The following is a 19,939-nucleotide window of genomic DNA, read 5'->3' on the forward strand; positions in this document are numbered from 1 at the left end:
AATGGCCGTTGCCATCGACCAACCTGTTGCCCACTTCGAAGCCCCGGCCACCAGCGGTCAGACCGTCAGCCTGGCCACGCTCAAGGGCAAGCAGGTAGTGATCTACTTCTACCCCAAGGACAGCACCCCGGGCTGCACCACCGAAGGCCAGGGATTTCGTGATCAATACGCCGCGTTCAAGGCCGCCAACACCGAGGTGTTCGGCGTCTCCCGCGATGGCCTGAAGTCCCACGAGAACTTCAAGTGCAAGCAGGAATTCCCCTTCGAGCTGATCAGCGACAAGGATGAAGCCGTCTGCCAGCTGTTCGACGTGATCAAGCTGAAGAAGCTCTACGGCAAGGAATACATGGGTGTCGATCGCAGCACCTTCCTGATCGACAAGAATGGCGTGCTGCGTCAGGAATGGCGTGGCGTGAAAGTGCCAGGCCACGTGGATGCGGTACTGGCTGCTGCGCAGGCGCTGAACAAGGCCTGAGCACGGTAACCGACTAAAAGGTAACCGACTAAAAAAGGGGGGCGGCTGATTCAGCCGTCCCCCTTTTCATTTCCAGAACAGAACCGCTCTAGAGCAAGGGCGCCACAACCGGCTCCTTGCGCGGCCAGGCATCCAGTACCGCCTTGAACAGGGTGGCCAGGGGAATCGCGAAAAACACCCCCCAGAAACCCCACAGCCCGCCAAACAACAGTACTGCACAGATGATCGCCACCGGATGCAGGTTCACTGCCTCGGAGAACAGCAGCGGCACCAGCACGTTGCCGTCCAGGGTCTGAATGATCCCGTAGACCGCCATCAGATAGATGAACTGGTCGCTCCAGCCCCACTGGAACAAGGCAATCAGCGCCACCGGCACGGTCACCACCACCGCCCCGACGTAGGGCACCACCACCGAAATCCCCACCAGCAGCGCCAGCAGGGCCGCGTAGTTCAGCCCCAGGGCCACGAAGGCGATGTAGGTCACCCCGCCGCAAATGACGATCTCGATCACCTTGCCACGAATGTAGTTGGCGATCTGCCGGTTCATTTCCTGGGCCACCCGGGTGATCAGGGCCCGCTCGCGCGGCAGATAACCGCGCACCCACTGGCTGATCATCGCCCGATCCTTGAGGAAGAAAAACACCAGGATCGGCACCAGTACCAGATAGATCATGATGTTGACCAGCAGTGGCAGGCTGGACAGCGAGAAGGTCAGCGCCCACTGGCCGAACTTGCCGATCTCGCCGCGCGCCACCTCGATCGCCTGCAGCACCTGTTCGTCGGACACCAGGTGCGGATAACGCTCCGGCAACAACAGAAGCAACGATTGCCACTTGGCGAGCATTCCCGGCAGCTCGTTGAACAAGGTAATCAATTGATGCCACAACAGCGGCACGACGACCACGATGAACACCAGCAGCAGCCCCATGAACAAGGCGAAGACCAGGCCCACCGCCGCCCCGCCAGGCAAACGCCAGCGTTCCAGCGTGAGCACCAGCCCCTGCATCAGATAGGCCAGCACCATCCCCGCCAACACCGGCGCGAGCATGCCACCCAGGGTCAGCACCGCGGTGAAGGCCAGGAACAACAGAACGGCCAGTACCACGGCCTCTTCATCAGAGAAGTAGCGCTGAATCCAGTCGCGTAACACTTTGAACATCAATGATCCTTAGACAGAGGCGCGATGATTTCCGGGGCGGTTCAGGCCTTCTTCAGCCAGTAACGATAGACCCCGGCTTCGTCTTCCTCGCGAAGCAGGGTATGACCGGCCAAACGGGCAAAGGTGCGAAAGTCGCGCTGGGAGCCGGCATCCGTGGCGATCACCTTGAGCACTGCGCCGCTGGCCAGGCGATTGAGTTCCATCTTGGCCTTGAGCAGCGGCAGCGGGCAGTTCAGTCCGCTGGCATCGAGCTCGGCGTCGTGGGCTACAGCATCAGTCATTGCGTCACTCCGGGAGGGTCGTCGAGGTACCTAGAATATCTGGTCCAAGGCCTGGTGTCCGGCTACAGTAGACTCTTTGTCGACTAAGGCTTTGTGCATGACTTTTTTGCGCCCTACCCTGCTGACGCTCGCTTGCCTGCTCGCCTCACCAGGCTTCGCCGACGACCTGCCATCACTCGGTGACGCCAGTTCTGCCATTGTCTCGCCCCAACAGGAACACCAACTGGGCCGCGCCTGGCTGGCGTTGCTGCGCAGCCAGGTTTCGCAACTCAACGACCCGCAACTCAAGGATTACGTCGAAACCAGCGTCTACAAACTGGTCGAGACCAGCCAGGTCAACGACCGGCGTCTCGAGTTCATCCTGATCAACAGCCCGCAGCTCAACGCCTTTGCCGCTCCCGGCGGGATTGTCGGGGTCAACGGTGGACTGTTCCTCAACGCCCAGACCGAAGGCGAATATGCCTCGGTGCTGGCTCACGAATTGGCGCACTTGTCGCAACGCCACTTCGCCCGTGGCGTCGAAGCCTCGCAACGCATGCAGGTGCCAATGATGGCTGCCCTGCTGGCCGGGATCGTGATCGCCGCGGCGGGCGGTGGCGACGCCGGGATCGCCGCCATTGCCGGCACCCAGGCCGCGGCCATCCAGGAACAACGGCGCTTCTCCCGACAGAACGAGCAGGAAGCCGACCGCATCGGCATCCTCAACCTGGAAAAGGCCGGTTATGACCCGCGCTCCATGCCGACCATGTTCGAACGCCTGATGCGCCAGTACCGTTTCGACGCCAAGCCGCCGGAGTTCCTGCTGACTCACCCGGTCACCGAATCGCGGATCGCCGACACCCGCAACCGCGCCGAACAGGCCAAGGCCGGGGGCAAGGAAGACAGCCTGCGTTACCAACTGATTCGCGCACGAGTACAGCTGATCTACGAAGAGTCCCCCGGCATGGGCGCCAAGCGTTTTCGCGCCCAGCTCGACGAAAACCCGAAAAACGACATCGCCCGCTACGGCCTCGCCATCGCCCAGATCAAGGGCAGCCAGTTCAATGAGGCCCGGGAAAACCTCAAGCAGCTGTTGGCCAAGCAACCTAACGACATCACTTACAACCTGGCCCAGATCGACCTGGATACCGCTACCAGCCGCTTTTCCGACGCCCAGGCTCGGGTGGATAAAATGCTTGCGCAGTATCCGGGCAACTATCCACTGAACCAGGTCCGGGTCGATCTGCTGCTCAAGCAGAATCGCCCGGCGGACGCCGAAAAGGCCCTGGAAAGCCTACTCAAGACCCGCTCCGACGATCCGGACGTCTGGTACTCGGTGGCGGAAACCCGTGGCCTGTCAGGCAATATCATCGGCCTGCATCAGGCGCGGGCCGAATACTTTGCCCTGGTCGGCGACTATCGCCAGGCGATCCAGCAGCTGGATTTCGCCAAACGTCGCGCTGGCAGCAACTTCCCCCTGTCTTCACGGATCGACGCACGTCAGCGTGAGCTTATGGACCAGGAGCAAATGGTCAAGGACATGATGCGCTGAGCCCAACCGGCGCCCACAAAAAAGCCCGCCTCTTTCGAGGCGGGCTTTTTATTGCGCGATCAATCCGCTACACGAATTACTCGGCCAGCTTGAAGGTAATGAAGCTGGCACGTCCCTGACGCAGAACCCGCATCGATACCGAACGGTTCTTCGGCAGCGCCTGGGCGATTTCAGTGAAGTTCTTGGTCGAAGTGATCGCCTGATTGTTCAGATGAGTGATCACGTCGCCCGGCTGCAGGCCGATCAGCGCGGCTGGACCATCCTGAACTTCCTTGATCACCACACCGCCCTTGAGGTCGTAGGTTTTCTTCTGCTCATCGGTCAGCTCGACCACCGCAACGCCCAGACGGTTGCTGCTGCGCTCGACACCGGACTTGCCAATGGCGTCCAGGGCCTTGTCTTCGTCCGGAATCGCACCAACGGTCAATTCGACGTTCTTGCGCTTGCCGTCACGAATCACTTCCAAATTGGCTTTCGCCCCCGCCTTGAGGGCACCGACCAGATGCGGCAGGTCCGCCGACATGATGATCGGTTGACCATTCATGCTCAGGATCACATCACCCACCTGCAAGCCGCCCTTGGCTGCCGGACCGTCGTCCTGGATCTGGGCCACCAGCGCACCGGCCGGCTTCTCCAGGCCGAAGGACTCCGCCAGGTCTTTGTTCACTTCCTGGATAACCACGCCCAGCCAGCCGCGGCTGACTTTGCCACCGGCTTTCAGCTGGTTGGAAACATCCATGGCGACATCGATCGGGATAGCGAAGGACACACCCATGAAGCCGCCGGAACGGGTGTAGATCTGCGAGTTGATACCCACCACTTCACCGGCCAGGTTGAACAGCGGACCACCGGAGTTACCCGGGTTGATCGGCACGTCGGTCTGGATGAACGGCACATAGTTTTCGTTCGGCAGGCTACGACCGATGGCGCTGACGATGCCCTGGGTCACGGTGTGGTCGAAACCAAACGGCGAGCCGATGGCCACTACCCACTGGCCAGCCTTCAGGTCCTGGGACTTGCCCAGCTTCAGCACCGGCAGGTCCTTGCCATCGATCTTCAGCAACGCCACGTCGGAGCGTGGATCGGTGCCGATCAGCTTGGCTTTCAGTTCGCTACGGTCGGCCAGGCGGACAAGGATTTCATCCGCGTCGGCAATCACATGGTTGTTGGTCAGGATGTAACCGTCCGACGAAATGATGAAGCCAGAACCCAGGGACTGGGCTTCACGCTGGCGATCGCCCCGTGGCGAACGCGGCTGCGGCGGCATGCCACGCTCGAAAAACTCGCGCAGCATCGGCGGCAGACCTTCGAGGTCCGGCATCTGGGCGGAAACCTTGCGGTCCGGGAGCTTCTGCGTGGTACTGATGTTGACCACTGCAGGCGACGCCTGCTCGACCAGTTGTGTGAAGTCAGGCAAGTCCGCCGCCTGCGCGGTAACGGCCTGACCGAGCACCAACACAGTAGCGAAAATGGAGAGATAGGATTTCAAACGTGGTATCGACATACGGCTCCCATTACAACGAGCGTGGTTAAGCGATAGGGACAAGAAATACCAGGCGACTCGCGCAGTACTTTTGTCCCGGAAACGACAAACAAGGCCAGAACCTAGTGGCTCTGACCTATAAGAAAAAACAGGGGGTTTTGCAAATGAAAATGTTCACCGAACATTTAGATATCTCGATTGCAGAGCTGGCATTGCAGACCTCTTACACAACCAACATTAACGCTCGATGAACACCTGAGGCTGTACTCACTGCGCCTTGGGCGCAGCGGCGTCGGTACGCATCGACAAAGCGATCCGTTCGGCGGTACCGATAGGTATCTCACCCACCACCGTTACCATCATCTCGCCTTCAGGCGTGGTCAGGCGTCGGGATACCGCCACGGTCGGGCCCAGTTGAGTGCGGGTGTCGGTCACCGTCGCACCATTGAGCGGTTCGAGGAACACCGAGAAGCGGGCCAGGCCATCGTCATACATCAGGCTATTGACCATGGTCTTGGTGTCAGGATCTTTACGCGCACTGCTGCTGGTCAACTCGAAGCCTGGCGGCAGCCAGTCGGAATGCCAGGCCTGCGCAGCTTTCACCGCGGAAGCCTTGTCGCTGTCCAGGGCCACGGCCTTGCATTCGGCGCTGGCCTGCAGCTCGCTGTCCTTCGGCACATCCACCGTATCCAGGCGAGTGAACTGGAAGCGCTCGAGCAACTGCCCCTTATCGTTCAACAACAGCGATTTCAGCGGCAGGCCCGTCTCGCGATCCAGATGCAATTCAAAACCATAACGGTGCTGGTCCCGCGGGGTCAGGGAAACAATGACCGCGGAACGCCCAGCCACACGCGACTTGCCGATGACGGCAAGGTCGTACCAATTCTTGAGCTTTTCTGGATCGAGTGAGTGGGCCGAAGCGTTGGGGGCGTCCCCCAGTCCAGCCACCAGCGTACCGCTGACACATTGGGTACGCCCATCAACACGCACAACCTCTTGAGCGGAACCGTCGAGCTGAATCAGTCGCTCGCGGACCTGGCCATCCTGGACGCGATGCCAGATGTTATGGGTAGAAAAACTACCATTACGCTCGTAGACGAAAGTACCCTGAAAGCTTTGCTGCTGTTCGGCTTGCCCAAGACGTTTCAACCAATCCTGAGCTTCGTCGGCGTGGGCTGGAACAATGAACCAGCCACTGAGCAGAAGCGAGAGTAGAGGGATGGCGCGCATGATCCTCCTTAACGGTTTTCCAGGCTCGCCGCACGAGCGTAAGGCAGAGCGCTTTCAGTGCCCTTCAGTGCAGCTTGTTGAGCATGCTGACGCAGGTAGCTTGGCAGACGCTGATCGTGCCAGCCTGGCTGACCTTGCAATACGCCGTTGGCCATAGGGCCAGTGGCTTCCGAACTCTCATTGTAGCCGGCCAATACAGCTGGGCCTTTTACTTGAGGAGCGGCCAGGGTTGGCTGATTCGATTGCTGTGCCAGTTCGACACCAGCGATCTCGTCCTGGTTGTACAGGCGAACACCCGCCAATACGGCAACGGTCACCGATGCGGCAACAGCCAGGCGACCCAGGCTACGCCATGGACCACGAGTGGCCTTGGCCGGTACGGCTTCGTCAGCCAGCGCAGCAGAAACAGCCGCGGCGATGTCCAGACGCGGAAGCAGCAATTCCTTGTGCATGGCCGCCCGGGCAATCTGGTAACGAGCCCAGGTCTCACGGGTTTCCACTTCGTCGACGGCATTCAATACCCGACGTAATTCCAGTTCGTCCGCTTCGTTATCCATCACCGCGGACAGCGATTCCTGCAGGGCTTCACGACTCATGGCGGTTCCTCTCTTGGCTGTCGCCGCTGTCTCAGGTTTCCTGCAACAACGGCTGCAGGGCTTTATCGATGGCTTCCCGAGCGCGGAAAATCCGGGAGCGCACGGTACCCACCGGACACTGCATGACGCTGGCAATGTCCTCGTAACTCAGACCATCGAATTCACGTAAAGTTAAAGCCGTACGCAAATCTTCTGGCAGTTGCTGAATGGTTCGATGGACGGTGCCTTCGATCTCATCCCGCAGCAATGCGCGCTCCGGCGATTCGAGATCCTTGAGGCCATGATCGCCATCGTAGAACTCCGCATCCTCGGAACTGACATCGCTATCCGGCGGCCGGCGGCCGCGCGAAACCAGATAGTTTTTCGCCGTGTTGATGGCGATACGATACAGCCACGTATAAAACGCACTGTCACCGCGGAAATTACCAAGCGCACGGTAAGCCTTGATAAAGGCTTCTTGTGCAACATCCTGGGCTTCATGGGTGTCGTGCACAAAACGCACGATCAACCCGAGAATTTTGTGCTGGTATTTCAGCACTAGCAGATCGAAAGCTCGCTTGTCGCCGCGCTGAACGCGCTCGACCAGCTGCTGATCCTCTTCCTGGGTTAGCATGAACACTCCTCGATAAGCTCGGAGGAGGCTTGCATAACTAAACGATCAGGCTTGCAAACATAGACTCGGGCTTTTCGCAAAAGTTCTCCCCCTCCAAGCAAGTTTCCTGCGGGCTCTGATTTGGCACGCACGAAAAACGCAGCGCGGGCAAGGCCGGCTGCGCGAATAATCCTGTCGTCGAATTGAGTTGCATGACCACAACACAAGTCCTGCATAAAAACCGACGCTGTCCCTTCTATCAGGCAACCTTCTATTGAGTTTGGGGCCGTATCAAAAGTTCCCAATCTTTATAGCTGTGCAGAGCGAACATTGTGTAACCATGAAGAGAAAAAGGTTGCTACATCTTCGATACAGTCGCCAGCTCCCCGATTTGACGGAAAAATCGAGCCGCCCATCACTGCCTCGCAAGACCGCCTTTCCCGCCCCCATAATTTCATAATGCCACGAAGGCACCGCTATTGTGCCGATCCCCCCCTCTATATACTAGTGGGCTGCATGGCTGCTTTGACTCGCCGATCCAGGCGTCTTGCGCCAACCCCGACCCGGGTCGCTTTTGAGCGGAATCTTCCAATGAGCCAACAGTTTCAACACGATGTTCTGGTGATAGGCAGCGGCGCTGCCGGTTTGAGCCTTGCGCTGACCTTGCCTGGTCATCTGCGCATTGCCGTATTGAGCAAGGGCGATCTAGCCAATGGCTCGACCTATTGGGCTCAGGGTGGCGTCGCGGCAGTGCTGGACGACACCGATACCGTCGAATCCCACGTCGACGACACCCTCAATGCCGGTGGCGGTCTGTGCCATGAAGACGCCGTGCGGTTTACCGTCGAACACAGCCGCGAGGCGATCCAGTGGCTGATCGACCAGGGCGTACCCTTCACCCGTGACGAGCAATCGGGCAATGAAGACGGCGGTTTCGAATTCCACCTGACCCGCGAAGGCGGCCACAGCCATCGCCGCATCATCCATGCCGCCGACGCCACCGGCGCGGCCATCTTCACCACATTGCTGGAGCAGGCCCGGCAACGCCCGAACATCGAGCTGCTGGAACAGCGGGTCGCCGTCGATCTGATTACCGAAAAACGCCTGGGACTGGAAGGCGATCGCTGCCTCGGCGCCTACGTACTCAACCGCGCCACCGGCGAGGTCGATACCTACGGTGCGCGCTTTGTCATCCTCGCTTCCGGCGGGGCCGCCAAGGTCTACCTCTATACCAGCAACCCCGATGGGGCCTGTGGCGATGGCATCGCCATGGCCTGGCGCTCGGGCTGCCGGGTGGCCAACCTGGAGTTCAACCAGTTCCACCCGACCTGCCTCTACCATCCGCAGGCCAAGAGTTTCCTGATCACCGAAGCCCTGCGCGGCGAGGGAGCACACCTGAAGCTGCCCAACGGCGAACGCTTCATGCCGCGTTTCGACCCGCGTGCCGAACTGGCGCCACGGGATATCGTCGCCCGGGCCATCGACCATGAGATGAAGCGCCTGGGTATCGATTGCGTGTACCTGGACATCAGCCACAAACCGGAAGCCTTTATCAAAAGCCACTTCCCGACCGTGTACGAGCGCTGCCTGGAATTCTCCATCGATATCACCAAACAGCCGATCCCGGTGGTACCGGCCGCGCATTACACCTGCGGCGGGGTGATGGTCGACCAGCAGGGCCGCACCGACGTTCCGGGCCTGTATGCCATTGGTGAAACCAGCTTTACCGGCCTGCACGGCGCCAACCGCATGGCCAGCAACTCGCTGTTGGAATGCTTCGTCTATGCCCGCTCCGCGGCAGCCGACATTCTCGAGCAACTGCCGCAGATCGCCATTCCGATCGCCCTGCCCGCCTGGGACGCCAGCCAGGTCACCGACTCCGACGAAGACGTGATCATTGCGCACAACTGGGACGAACTGCGGCGATTCATGTGGGACTATGTCGGCATCGTACGCACCAACAAGCGCCTGCAACGGGCTCAGCACCGGGTACGCCTGCTGCTGGACGAAATCGACGAGTTCTACAGCAACTACAAGGTCAGCCGCGATCTGATCGAGTTGCGCAACCTGGCCCAGGTCGCCGAGCTGATGATTCGTTCAGCCATGGAGCGCAAGGAAAGCCGGGGCCTGCACTACACCCTCGACTACCCGAACCTGCTGCCCGAGGCACTGGACACTATTCTGGTGCCACCCACCTACGGCGACTGAACTTGAGCCGCACGCGCAGGCGCCGATGCACATCGGCCGCCTGCGCGTCCCGCGGCACACAGACCGACCTCACCCAGCGCTCGCCCGGCAGGCGAAAACGCAACACCACCAGCAATGGCAGCGCCAGGCTGTCAGGCCGCAGCTGCACCGGCCGCCAGCCCTGCCCGGCGCACCACAACTGCCAGCCATCGGCATTACGACGCAGACCGCTGAAAGCCGAGGGATGATTCAGCAGAATCCGCCGCGGCAACGCCCAGACTCCGTGGCCCAGGCACAGCAGAACCCCGAGCAGACGGGCCCAGAGCGGAATATCGAGCATCAGCAAGGCGCCCAGCGCGAACAGCTGGGCCAGGAGATAGGCCGCCAGCAATTGCCTGGAAGGCTGCCAGCGGCATTCGAAGGCGTTACTTGGGTTGGACACGATCCAGGATCATGCGGACCATGCGTTGCAGCTCGGGATCTTCGGATTCGGAGCGTTCCATGAACCAGCCGAACATGTCCTGATCTTCGCATTCGAGCAGCCTGACGTAACAGGCACGATCAACATCGTTCAGATGCGGATAGACTTCTTTCACGAATGGCACCAGCAACACGTCCAGTTCCAGCATGCCGCGGCGGCTGTGCCAGTAGAGGCGGTTCAATTCAACATCTTCGACCATGGAGCGCTCCTCAAATAGAGCGCAAGTATACAGCCCGACGGACACCAGAACAGTCGGCTTTGGTCGGTCACTACCCATCCTTTGTGAACTACCCATTTCAAGGGCGCCCCCTTATGATGTTCGCCAGACTTTTTACCCTGCGATGACCCATGGCTGATTCCGCTTTTTTCTGCTCCCTGTCCCACGAGGGCGTTCTCGCCGTCCGCGGCCCCGATGCCAGCAAGTTCCTTCAGGGCCAGCTGACCTGCAATCTCAATTACCTCAGCGATAGCCAATCCAGCCTGGGCGCCCGTTGCACCCAGAAAGGCCGCATGCAATCGAGCTTTCGCATCCTGCTCGAAGGCGATGGCTGCCTGCTGGCCATGGCCACCGAGTTGCTGGAGCCGCAACTGGCGGACCTGAAAAAATACGCCGTGTTTTCCAAGGCCAAGCTCAGCGATGAAAGTGCCCTGTGGGCGCGCTTCGGCCTGGGCAACGCCGATACGCTGCTAGCCGGTCTCGGGCTGGAACTGCCGCCGGAAGACGGCGCGGTCGCCCGCAACGACGGCCTGATCGCCATTCGTGTTTCAGCGGACCGGACCGAGCTCTGGGCCCCCGCAGATCAAGCTGAGGCCCTGCGCGAACAGCTGGCCGCGCAACTGCCCGAAGGCGATCTCAATCAATGGTTGCTGGGCCAGATCCGTGCCGGCATCGGCCAGGTCATGCCGGCCACTCGTGAGCTGTTTATCCCGCAGATGCTCAATCTGCAGGCCATCGGCGGCGTCAGTTTCAAGAAAGGCTGCTATACCGGCCAGGAAATCGTCGCGCGCATGCAGTACCTGGGCAAACTCAAGCGCCGCCTCTACCGCCTGGCCTTGAACGCCGAAGAGTTGCCGGAACCCGGCACCCCGTTGTTCTCCCCGACCCACGGCAGCTCCATCGGTGAGGTGGTGATCGCCGCGCGCGCCGAACAAAACATTGAACTCCTGGCCGTACTGCAAGCCGAAGCTGCAGAGGATGGCAATCTCCATCTTGGCGCGCTCGAAGGTCCCGGGCTGCACCTGCTGGACCTGCCTTACCAGCTGGATCGCGATCGAGAAATCCAGCGCTGATTGCCGCAACTTCCTGCAATACCCCTAGAGAACAGAAATGAGTGAGCTGGCGGAAAAGGTCCAACAGGATTTGGTTGAGGCCATCGACAACGATGACCTGGTTCTGCCAACGCTACCGGAAGTGGCCCTGCAGATTCGCCGGGCCGCTGAAGATCCGGAAATCAGCGTCAGTACCCTGAGCAAAGTGATTGGCCGTGATACGGCGCTGTCGGCGCGCCTGATCAAAGTGGTCAACAGCCCCCTGCTGCGCGCCACCCAGGAAGTCACCGACCTGCACACCGCGATTACCCGGCTGGGGGTCAATTACAGCAGCAACCTGGCCATCGGCCTGGTCATGGAGCAGATTTTCCATGCCCGCTCGGAGGTGATCGCGCAGAAAATGCACGACGTCTGGCGCAAAAGCCTGGAAGTGGCCGGAGTCAGTTATGCCCTGTGCCGCAGCCATACCCAGTTGAAGCCCGACCAGGCCGCCCTCGGCGGGCTGGTGCACCAGATCGGCGTGCTGCCGATCCTGACCTATGCGGAAGATCACTATGAGCTGCTGTCCGACCCGGTCAGCCTCAACCACGTGATCGAGCACATCCATCCGTTGCTGGGCGACAAGCTGCTGCAGGTCTGGGAGTTTCCGGAACAGCTGGCCAAGCTGCCGGGGCAGTACCTGGACTTCCAGCGCCAGTCCGCGCGCCTGGACTACGTCGACCTGGTGCAGGTCGCCAGCCTGTATTGCCACAAGGACACCGACCACCCACTGGCGAAGATCGATATCCTCAGCGTGCCAGCCTTCAAAAAGCTCGGGATCGACCCCGAGAACAAAGTGATGTGCAGCGATCTGGCCGAGTCGCGGTCAATGTTCTATTGAATCAATACTCTACTGAATCAAGGCTCTACTGAACCTGTACCACAGCCTCTAGCCCGCGTTAAAACTCACCCGCACCTTCAGCCCCGCCTGCGCGCCATCGTGCAGGCTGATCTGCGCCAGATGGGCACGACAGATTTCGCCGACGATCGCCAGGCCCAGGCCGGAACCGGCGACATGGGGGTTGCGCCGGTAGAAGCGCTCGAATACCCGGTCGCGGTCCTCCAGGGGAATCCCCGGGCCGTCGTCCTCCACCTCCAGCACCGCCGGCGCACTGACCCGCAGGATCACGTTTCCACCCGGCCTGGTGTGGGCCAGGGCATTGTCCACCAGGTTGCTCAGCAGCTCGTTCAAGAGGGTCGGCTCGCCGCGCAGCCACACCGGCTCATCGGCTTCCAGGGCCAGGGCGACACCCCGGGCGTGGGCCAAGGGCGCCATGGCCATGCCCAACTCGCGGGCCAACTGGCTGAGATCGAGCAATTGCGCGCCGCCCTCGGCAATCGCCCGGGCGCCGTTTTCGATCCGCGCCAAGGACAACAGTTGATTGGCCAGATGGGTCAGGCGGTCGGTGCCCTGGGCGGCGCTTTCCAGGGTATTGCGCCAGGTCTCGGGCTCCGAGGCCCGCAGCCCCAGCTCCAGGCGCGCCTTGAGCGCCGCCAGGGGGGTGCGCAATTCATGGGCGGCGTCGGCAATGAACTGCGCCTGACGCTCGAACTGGCCACGCAGTCGCTCGGTGAAGTGATTGAGCGCCCGCACCAGTGGCCACAACTCGCGTTGCACCTCGACCAGCGGCAAGGGCCGCAAGTCGTCGGGCTGGCGCTCCTCCACCGCGCTGCGCAAACGCTCCAGCGGGCGCAACGCGGCGCTGACCGCGAACCACACCAGCAGCAAAGCCCCCATGGCCAGCATGCCCAGGCGCAACAGGGTATCGGCCATCAGGCTGCGTGCCATGCGGACCCGCGCCTCGTCGGTCTCCGCCACGCGAATCTCCGCCATGCCGTTCATGTTCGGCTCGCTGACCGCCTTGAGCAGGCTCACCACGCGGACGTTCTGCCCTTGATAGGTGGCATCGTAGAACCGCGCCAGCGCCGGATAATCGTCGGTGCGCGGCGTGCCCGGCGGCGGACCGGGCAGGTTTTCGTAACCGGAAATCAGCTTCTGATGGATATCGTTGACCTGGTAATAGATCCGCCCGGCACTGTCGTAGGCGAAGGTATCGAGGGCGACATAGGGCACATTGGCGCTCAGGCCACCGTCACGCTGGGACAAACCGGCGGCGATGGTCCGGGCCGAGGCCAGCAAAGTCCGATCGTAAGCCGTATCCGCCGCCTCGCGGCCGTTCCAGTAGGCACTCAGGCCGCTGGCCAGCATCAGCACCACCAGCAGCAGCGCCAGGTTCCACAGCAGGCGCCAGCGCAGGCTGCTGGGCCTATGCATCGCGGCTTTCCAACAGGTAGCCAAGCCCGCGGAAGGTGACGATGGCCACCGGCTGGCCGTCGAGTTTCTTGCGCAAGCGATGGACATAGATTTCGATGGCGTCCGGGCTGGCCTCTTCATCCAGGCCGAACACCTGGGAAGCCAATTGCTCCTTGCTCATGACCCGCCCCGGCCGGGCGATCAGCGCCTCGAGCACCGCCTGCTCACGAGAGGTCAACGTCAGCAGTTCTTCACCCAGGGTAAAGCGCCGGGTATCGAGGTCGTAGGCCAGCACCCCGCAGCGCTGCACCCGCTCACCGCCGAGCACGCTGCGCCGCAGCAGGGCCTTGACCCGTGCTTCCAGCTCGGTCAGTTCGAAGGGCTTGGCCAGGTAGTCGTCCGCCCCCAGGTTGAGGCCGTGGACCCGGTCCTTGACATCGCTGCGCGCGGTCAGCATCAGCACCGGGAGGTTCTTGCCCCGGGCACGCAGGCGCGCCAGCACTTCGAAACCATCCAGACGCGGCAGGCCCACATCGAGGATCGCCATGGCGTAATCCTCGCTGCCCAGGGCCAGGTCCGCGGCGACTCCGTCGTGCAGCACATCCACGGTCAAACCCGTGCTCTTGAGCGCCTGGGCGACACTTTCAGCCAGCTGCAGGTGGTCTTCGACGAGAAGCACGCGCATGGATTTCCTACCTCGTTCAGGGGATCGACGGCACTTTTTATTGCCGCGGAGTTTACAGCCGAGACCGCTGCTGTGAAGCCCGAAAACCGTGAAAGTCTGCTGAAAGGTTAGCGAAAGGTTGGCCCTTTAGAGTCCTGTCACGGATTGTTTCGACTTCCGTGGCTACCCCCGGTGGCCTCCCGAAAAACGCCTCGAAGCGTTTTCGCCAATAAGAACAATAACGGAGTACAACACGATGCTGTCCATGCAGCCTCAGGCCTGCCAGCCTGTTCGTTTTTCCCGTCTCAGCCACACCGCTCTCGCCAGCGCCGCCGCCCTTGCCGGTTTCTCACCGATCAGCCAGGCCGCCTTCTTCGAAGACAGCAGCGCCACCCTCGAAACCCGCAACATGTACTTCAATCGCGATTTCCGCAGCGGCACCAGTGCCCAGCAATCCAAGCGCGACGAATGGGCCCAGGGCTTCATGCTCAATCTGCAATCGGGCTACACCGACGGCACCGTAGGCTTCGGCGTCGACGCGCTGGGCATGCTCGGCATCAAGCTCGACTCCAGCCCCGACCGCACCGGCACCGGCCTGCTGCCGACCCACGACGACGGGCGCGCCGCCGACGAGTACTCCAAGGTCGGCCTGACCGGCAAAGTGAAAATCTCCGCCACCGAACTGAAGATCGGCAGCCTGATCCCGGAACTGCCGACCATCAAGCCCAACGACGGGCGCATCCTGCCCCAGACCTTCGAGGGCGGCCTGCTGACCTCCAGGGAAATCAAGAACCTGACCTTCACCGGCGGCCGCCTGGAGAAAGCCAAGGATCGCGACAGCACCGATTTCGAGGACATCGCCCTCAACAACAAGAACAGCCGCTTCGCCGGCACCGTCGCCGGCAAGCACTTCGACTTCGGCGGCCTGGACTACAAGTTCACCGACAAGATCACCGGCAGCTACCATTTCGCCCAACTCGCCGAGGTCTACAACCAGCATTTCTTCGGCCTGCTTGCCTCGCAGCCGATGGGCCCGGGCACCTTCGCCACGGACCTGCGCTTCGCCGTCAGTGACGACCAGGGCCAGGCTCGCGGCGGCAAGATCGACAACAAATCCCTCAACGGCCTGGTGAGCTACGCCCTGAACGGGCATAAACTCAGCGCCGGCTACCAGCACATGTCCGGCGACAGCGCCTTCCCCTACCTCGACGGGGCCGACCCGTACCTGGTCAACTTTGTGCAGATCAACGACTTCGCCGGCGCCGAAGAACGCTCCTGGCAAGCCCGCTACGACTACGACTTCGGCAAGCTCGGCATCCCCGGCCTGACCTTCATGACCCGCTACCTGAGCGGCGACAACATCGCCCTGAAAAACGGCGATACCGGCAAGGAATGGGAACGCAACACCGAGATCAAGTACGTGGTGCAAAGCGGCACCTTCAAGGACGTCGCGGTGCGCCTGCGCAACGCCACCTACCGCTCCAACTATTCGGCCCGCGATGCGGATGAAGTGCGCCTGCTGGTGAGCTACAGCCTGGCGCTCTGGTAATCGACCGACCTTCGGCAGGCGCTGCGCCTGCCAAGGCCCCTGGCATGCAACACACAACAACAACTCCTGTGGAGACAAGCATGAACTCATCACTGCGTAAATTGGCCCTCGCCGCCGGCTGTATGCTGTTCGCCGGTCAACTGCTCGCCGCCAGCGCCGAACCCAAGCGCCCGGAATGCATCGCCCCGGCCTCTCCCGGAGGCGGTTTCGACCTGACCTGCAAACTGGCGCAGAGCGCGCTGGTCAACGAAAAGCTGCTGACCAAGCCGATGCGCGTGACCTACATGCCCGGCGGTGTCGGCGCGGTGGCCTACAACGCGGTGGTGGCCCAGCGTCCCGCCGACGCCGGCACGCTGGTGGCCTGGTCCAGCGGTTCGCTGCTGAATCTGGCCCAGGGCAAGTTCGGCCGCTTCGATGAAAGCGCGGTGCGCTGGCTGGCCGCGGTCGGCACCAGCTATGGCGCCATCGCGGTGAAGAGCGACTCGCCGTACAAGACCCTCGACGACCTGGTCAAGGCGCTGAAGAAAGACCCGAGCTCGGTGGTGATCGGCTCCGGCGGCACCGTCGGCAGTCAGGACTGGATGCAGACCGCGCTGATCGCCAAGGCCGCCGGGATCAACCCGCGCGACCTGCGCTACGTGGCCCTGGAAGGCGGCGGCGAAATCGCCACCGCGCTGCTGGGCGGGCACATCCAGGTCGGCAGTACTGACATTTCCGACTCCATGCCGCACATCCAGAGCGGCGACATGCGCCTGCTCGCGGTGTTCTCCGACAAGCGCCTGGACGAGCCGGAAATGAAAGACATCCCGACCGCCAAGGAGCAGGGCTACGACATCGTCTGGCCAGTGGTGCGCGGATTCTACCTCGGGCCGAAGGTCAGCGACGAAGACTACGCCTGGTGGAAAGACGCCTTCGACAAGCTGCTGGCTTCCGAAGAGTTCGCCAAGCTGCGCGACCAGCGCGAACTCTTTCCGTTCGCCATGACCGGGCCGGAACTGGACGCCTACGTGAAGAAACAGGTGGCCGACTACAAGACCCTGGCCAAAGAGTTCGGCCTGATCCAGTAATCGCCCCTGTCTAGCGGCCCTGCCCCTTTCGCGGGGGCGGGGCCCAGGAGTTTCCCATGCTCTTACAACGCCTTTTCGCCTCGCTGCTGCTCCTGGTCTGCCTGGGCCTGGCACTGATGGCCTGGCCCTACCAGGCCGCCTTTTCCTACGAACCGGTCGGCCCGCGCGCCTTTCCCCTGCTGATGCTCGGCCTGATGGGCCTGGCGCTGCTGTACATGGTGTTTCGCCCGGCGCCGATCAAGCACAGCGAAGACGAGCCGCCACTGGACCGTGAAACCCTGACTAAGATCAGCATCTGCGTGGTCCTGCTGCTGATCTTCGCCGGTCTGTTCGAACCCCTGGGTTTCATTCTCAGCAGCATCCTGATCGGCATTCCGATGGCGCGCCTGTACGGCGGCCGCTGGGTGCCCAGCGCCGTGGTCACCACGCTGATGGCCATCGGTCTGTATGTGCTTTTCGACCGGGTGATGGACGTGCCACTGCCCCTGGGCCTGCTCGACGTTCTGGAGAACTGATATGGATACGCTTGGCTATTTGGGCCAGGGTTTCGGCGTCGCGCTGAGTCCCTACAACCTGGTCACCGCCCTGACCGGGACCCTGATCGGCACCGTGGTCGGCCTGCTCCCGGGCCTGGGCCCGATCAACGGCGTGGCACTGCTGATCCCGATCGCCTTCGCCCTCGGCCTGCCACCGGAGTCGGCGCTGATCCTGCTGGCGGCGGTATACCTGGGTTGCGAATACGGTGGCCGGATCAGTTCGATCCTGCTGAACATCCCGGGCGAAGCCTCCACCGTGATGACCACCCTCGACGGCTACCCGATGGCGCGCCAGGGCCTGGCCGGGGTGGCTCTGTCGCTGTCGGCCTGGAGCTCGTTCATCGGCGCCTTCATCGCCACCTGCGGCATGGTGATGTTCGCCCCGCTGCTGGCGAAATGGGCGATCGCCTTCGGCCCGGCGGAGTATTTCGTGCTGATGGTGTTCGCCATAGTCTGCCTCGGCGGTATGGCCGGCGATCGTCCGATCAAGACCTTTATCGCCGCGCTGATCGGGCTGTTCCTGTCGTCGGTCGGTATCGACGCCAACAGCGGCGTGTACCGCTTCACCGGCGATAACATCCACCTCACCGACGGCATCCAGTTCGTGGTGCTGGTACTGGGCCTGTTCTCTATCAGCGAGATCCTGTTGCTGCTGGAAAAAACCCATCGCGGCCAGGAAGCGGTGAAAGCCACCGGGCGCATGATGTTCAACTTCAAGGAAGCGGCGTCGGTGTTCGTGGTGAACATCCGTTGTGGCCTGCTGGGCTTCATCATGGGCGTCTTGCCGGGTGCCGGCGCGACCCTGGCCAGCGCCGTGGCCTACATGACCGAAAAACGCATCGCCGGCGCCAGCGGCAAGTTCGGCCAGGGCGACAAGCGCGGCCTGGCGGCACCGGAAACCGCGATCGGCGCCTCGGCCTGCGGCGCCCTGGTACCGATGCTGACCCTCGGCGTCCCGGGTTCGGGCACCACTGCGGTGATGATCGGCGCCCTGTCGCTGTACAACATCACCCCGGGCCCGCTGCTGTTCCAGCAGCAACCGGACATCGTCTGGGGCCTGATCGCCTCGTTGTTCATCGCCAACATCATGCTGGTGGTCCTCAACATCCCGATGATCCGCGTCTTCACCCGCATCCTCGCCGTGCCGAACTGGGCCCTGGTGCCGGTGATCGCAATCATCACCGGGATCGGCGTCTACGCGGTGCACGCCACCACCTTCGACCTGTTCCTGATGGTCGGCATCGGCATCTTCGGCTACATCCTGCGCAAGCTGGACTTCCCGCTGTCGCCAGTGCTGCTGGGCTTTATCCTCGGCGGGCTGATGGAGCAGAACCTGCGTCGCGCGCTGTCGATCTCCAACGGCGCGATGGAAATCCTCTGGTCCAGCCCGATCACCGTCGGCGTCTGGGTGCTGACCGTGATCATGCTGCTGATGCCGATGATCCGCATCTGGCGCAAGCGTTCGGCCCTGCAACGCGCCGTGGCCGATGTCTGAGGTCAGCTTCAAACAGTGGTGGGGCACGCCCCTGGTCGGTCTGGCCGGCGGTTACCTCGCCAGCCAGATCGGCTGGCCGCTGCCGTGGATGGTCGGCTCGTTGCTGGCGATCATCCTGGTGCGCTGCCTGACGCCCTGGCAACTGGGGGAAATTCCCGGCGGCCGCAAATGCGGGCAATGGGTGGTGGGTATCGGCATCGGCCTGCACTTCACCCCGGTGGTGATGGAACAGGTCATGAGCCACTTCGGCCTGATCTTCTTCGGTGCCCTGGTCACCAGCCTGTCCAGCGTGGTCGGGGTCTGGCTGCTGCGGCGCACCGGTGAGGACCGGGCCACCGCCTTCTTCTCCAGCATGCCGGGCGGTTCCGGCGAGATGGTCAACCTCGGCGCGCGCAACGGTGCGGTGCTCAGCCGTGTGGCGGCCGGGCAGAGCCTGCGGGTGCTGGTGGTGGTCTTGTGTGTACCGGCGGCCTTCAAGTACCTGCTCGGTGAAGGCGTGCCCCAACTGCATCCGGCCAGCGTCGATTGGCGCTGGCTGGCCATATTGTTTCCGGCGGGCGCCCTGCTCGCCTGGCTCTGGCAACGCCTGCGCCAGCCCAACCCCTGGTTGTTCGGGCCGCTGCTGGTCAGCGCCGCGGTCAGTATCGGCTGGGACCTGCACATCGGCCTGCCGGACGGCGGCAGCCAGATCGGCCAGTGGCTGATCGGCAGCGGCCTGGGCTGTCACTTCAATCGCCAGTTCTTCCGCCGCGCCCCCTCGTTCATGGGCCGCACCCTGATCGGCACGGCGCTGACCATGCTGATTGCCAGCCTCGCGGCCGTGGCCCTGAGCGCCTTGACTCATCTGGATTTGCGTTCGCTGACGTTGGGCATGATGCCCGGCGGCATCGCGGAAATGAGCCTGACGGCCGAGACCCTGCAACTGTCGGTGCCGCTGGTGACGGCGATGCAGGTGATGCGCTTGCTGTTCGTGCTGTTTCTGGCCGAGCCGCTGTTCCGGCATTGGGACAAGAAACCGGACTGAAGCCGGTCCCCTGTAGCCGCTGCCGCA

General features: G+C 62.2%; 20 protein-coding genes. 10 read left to right on the plus strand and 10 right to left on the minus strand.

Going from position 1 to position 19,939, the window contains the following annotated elements; genetic code table 11:
- Position 1: 1 nt before the first annotated feature.
- The gene (locus BM019_RS05285) at positions 2-475 is read left to right on the plus strand and encodes a peroxiredoxin (RefSeq protein ID WP_092417789.1); all 474 of its coding nucleotides are present in this window, start codon (positions 2-4) and stop codon (positions 473-475) included.
- Positions 476-563: 88 nt separating this feature from the next.
- On the opposite strand, the gene BM019_RS05290 is transcribed toward BM019_RS05285, so the two are convergent.
- Both BM019_RS05290 and BM019_RS05295 read right to left on the minus strand, forming a co-directional pair.
- A complete protein-coding gene (locus tag BM019_RS05290) occupies positions 564-1,634 on the minus strand; it encodes an AI-2E family transporter (RefSeq protein WP_007930236.1) in 1,071 nt (356 codons plus the stop codon).
- A gap of 41 nt (positions 1,635-1,675) precedes the next feature.
- On the minus strand, positions 1,676-1,915 hold the full coding sequence (locus tag BM019_RS05295; protein ID WP_007930235.1) for a sulfurtransferase TusA family protein: 240 nt from the start codon (positions 1,913-1,915) through the stop codon (positions 1,676-1,678).
- Between the two features lie 97 nt (positions 1,916-2,012).
- Here BM019_RS05295 and BM019_RS05300 point away from each other — a divergent pair, with 97 nt between their 5' ends.
- Positions 2,013-3,446, plus strand: a complete 1,434-nt coding sequence (locus BM019_RS05300; RefSeq protein WP_009042589.1) for a M48 family metalloprotease — start codon at positions 2,013-2,015, stop codon at positions 3,444-3,446.
- A gap of 76 nt (positions 3,447-3,522) precedes the next feature.
- Here the strand turns inward: BM019_RS05300 and BM019_RS05305 are convergent, their stop codons facing one another.
- The 4 genes from BM019_RS05305 to rpoE all read right to left on the minus strand — a co-directional run bounded on the left by BM019_RS05305 (position 3,523) and on the right by rpoE (position 7,368).
- A complete protein-coding gene (locus tag BM019_RS05305; RefSeq protein WP_009042588.1) occupies positions 3,523-4,950 on the minus strand; it encodes a DegQ family serine endoprotease in 1,428 nt (475 codons plus the stop codon).
- A gap of 246 nt (positions 4,951-5,196) precedes the next feature.
- Positions 5,197-6,159, minus strand: a complete 963-nt coding sequence (locus BM019_RS05310) for a MucB/RseB C-terminal domain-containing protein (RefSeq protein ID WP_092417790.1) — start codon at positions 6,157-6,159, stop codon at positions 5,197-5,199.
- A gap of 8 nt (positions 6,160-6,167) precedes the next feature.
- Positions 6,168-6,755 carry a sigma-E factor negative regulatory protein gene (locus BM019_RS05315; protein WP_009042586.1) on the minus strand — a complete coding sequence of 196 codons (588 nt, stop codon included), beginning with the start codon at positions 6,753-6,755 and terminating at the stop codon, positions 6,168-6,170.
- Positions 6,756-6,786: 31 nt separating this feature from the next.
- The gene (gene rpoE / locus BM019_RS05320; RefSeq protein WP_007930230.1) at positions 6,787-7,368 is read right to left on the minus strand and encodes an RNA polymerase sigma factor RpoE/AlgU; all 582 of its coding nucleotides are present in this window, start codon (positions 7,366-7,368) and stop codon (positions 6,787-6,789) included.
- A 570-nt stretch (positions 7,369-7,938) separates the two neighbouring features.
- Between rpoE and nadB the strand changes: the two genes are divergently transcribed.
- Positions 7,939-9,555 carry an L-aspartate oxidase gene (gene nadB, locus BM019_RS05325; protein WP_009042585.1) on the plus strand — a complete coding sequence of 539 codons (1,617 nt, stop codon included), beginning with the start codon at positions 7,939-7,941 and terminating at the stop codon, positions 9,553-9,555.
- Here the strand turns inward: nadB and BM019_RS05330 are convergent.
- The gene (locus BM019_RS05330) at positions 9,524-9,976 is read right to left on the minus strand and encodes a protein YgfX (RefSeq protein ID WP_092417791.1); all 453 of its coding nucleotides are present in this window, start codon (positions 9,974-9,976) and stop codon (positions 9,524-9,526) included. The genes nadB and BM019_RS05330 overlap by 32 nt on opposite strands.
- On the minus strand, positions 9,960-10,214 hold the full coding sequence (locus BM019_RS05335; protein ID WP_007930227.1) for an FAD assembly factor SdhE: 255 nt from the start codon (positions 10,212-10,214) through the stop codon (positions 9,960-9,962). Before BM019_RS05335 ends, BM019_RS05330 begins: the two co-directional genes overlap by 17 nt.
- Before the next feature lie 149 nt (positions 10,215-10,363).
- On the opposite strand from BM019_RS05335, the gene BM019_RS05340 reads away from it, so the two are divergent.
- Together BM019_RS05340 and BM019_RS05345 are read left to right on the plus strand one after the other, a co-directional pair.
- Entirely contained in the window at positions 10,364-11,305 is a 942-nt protein-coding gene (locus tag BM019_RS05340) for a CAF17-like 4Fe-4S cluster assembly/insertion protein YgfZ (RefSeq protein WP_092417792.1), read from the plus strand.
- Between the two features lie 37 nt (positions 11,306-11,342).
- A complete protein-coding gene (locus tag BM019_RS05345) occupies positions 11,343-12,164 on the plus strand; it encodes an HDOD domain-containing protein (RefSeq protein WP_062823349.1) in 822 nt (273 codons plus the stop codon).
- Between the two features lie 48 nt (positions 12,165-12,212).
- On the opposite strand, the gene BM019_RS05350 is transcribed toward BM019_RS05345, so the two are convergent.
- A complete protein-coding gene (locus tag BM019_RS05350; protein ID WP_009042581.1) occupies positions 12,213-13,598 on the minus strand; it encodes a sensor histidine kinase in 1,386 nt (461 codons plus the stop codon).
- The gene (locus BM019_RS05355; RefSeq protein WP_009042580.1) at positions 13,591-14,262 is read right to left on the minus strand and encodes a response regulator; all 672 of its coding nucleotides are present in this window, start codon (positions 14,260-14,262) and stop codon (positions 13,591-13,593) included. Before BM019_RS05355 ends, BM019_RS05350 begins: the two co-directional genes overlap by 8 nt.
- A gap of 235 nt (positions 14,263-14,497) precedes the next feature.
- Here BM019_RS05355 and BM019_RS05360 point away from each other — a divergent pair, with 235 nt between their 5' ends.
- From BM019_RS05360 to BM019_RS05380, 5 genes are all read left to right on the plus strand, one after another.
- Entirely contained in the window at positions 14,498-15,790 is a 1,293-nt protein-coding gene (locus BM019_RS05360) for an OprD family porin (RefSeq protein ID WP_009042579.1), read from the plus strand.
- 80 nt (positions 15,791-15,870) lie between these two features.
- Positions 15,871-16,857 (plus strand): Bug family tripartite tricarboxylate transporter substrate binding protein, encoded by a 987-nt coding sequence (locus tag BM019_RS05365; protein ID WP_085530062.1) that lies wholly within the window; start codon positions 15,871-15,873, stop codon positions 16,855-16,857.
- A 56-nt stretch (positions 16,858-16,913) separates the two neighbouring features.
- Positions 16,914-17,372, plus strand: a complete 459-nt coding sequence (locus tag BM019_RS05370) for a tripartite tricarboxylate transporter TctB family protein (RefSeq protein WP_009042577.1) — start codon at positions 16,914-16,916, stop codon at positions 17,370-17,372.
- Position 17,373: 1 nt separating this feature from the next.
- Positions 17,374-18,888 carry a tripartite tricarboxylate transporter permease gene (locus BM019_RS05375; RefSeq protein WP_009042576.1) on the plus strand — a complete coding sequence of 505 codons (1,515 nt, stop codon included), beginning with the start codon at positions 17,374-17,376 and terminating at the stop codon, positions 18,886-18,888.
- Complete coding sequence (locus BM019_RS05380) at positions 18,881-19,912, plus strand: AbrB family transcriptional regulator (protein ID WP_007930211.1); 1,032 nt, start codon at positions 18,881-18,883, stop codon at positions 19,910-19,912. The genes BM019_RS05375 and BM019_RS05380 overlap by 8 nt, the downstream gene beginning before the upstream one ends.
- Positions 19,913-19,939: the final 27 nt, after the last annotated feature.

Origin of the sequence: Pseudomonas sp. NFPP07 (assembly GCF_900115645.1) — a bacterium.
GTDB classification, from domain to species: Bacteria; Pseudomonadota; Gammaproteobacteria; order Pseudomonadales; family Pseudomonadaceae; genus Aquipseudomonas; species Aquipseudomonas chlororaphis.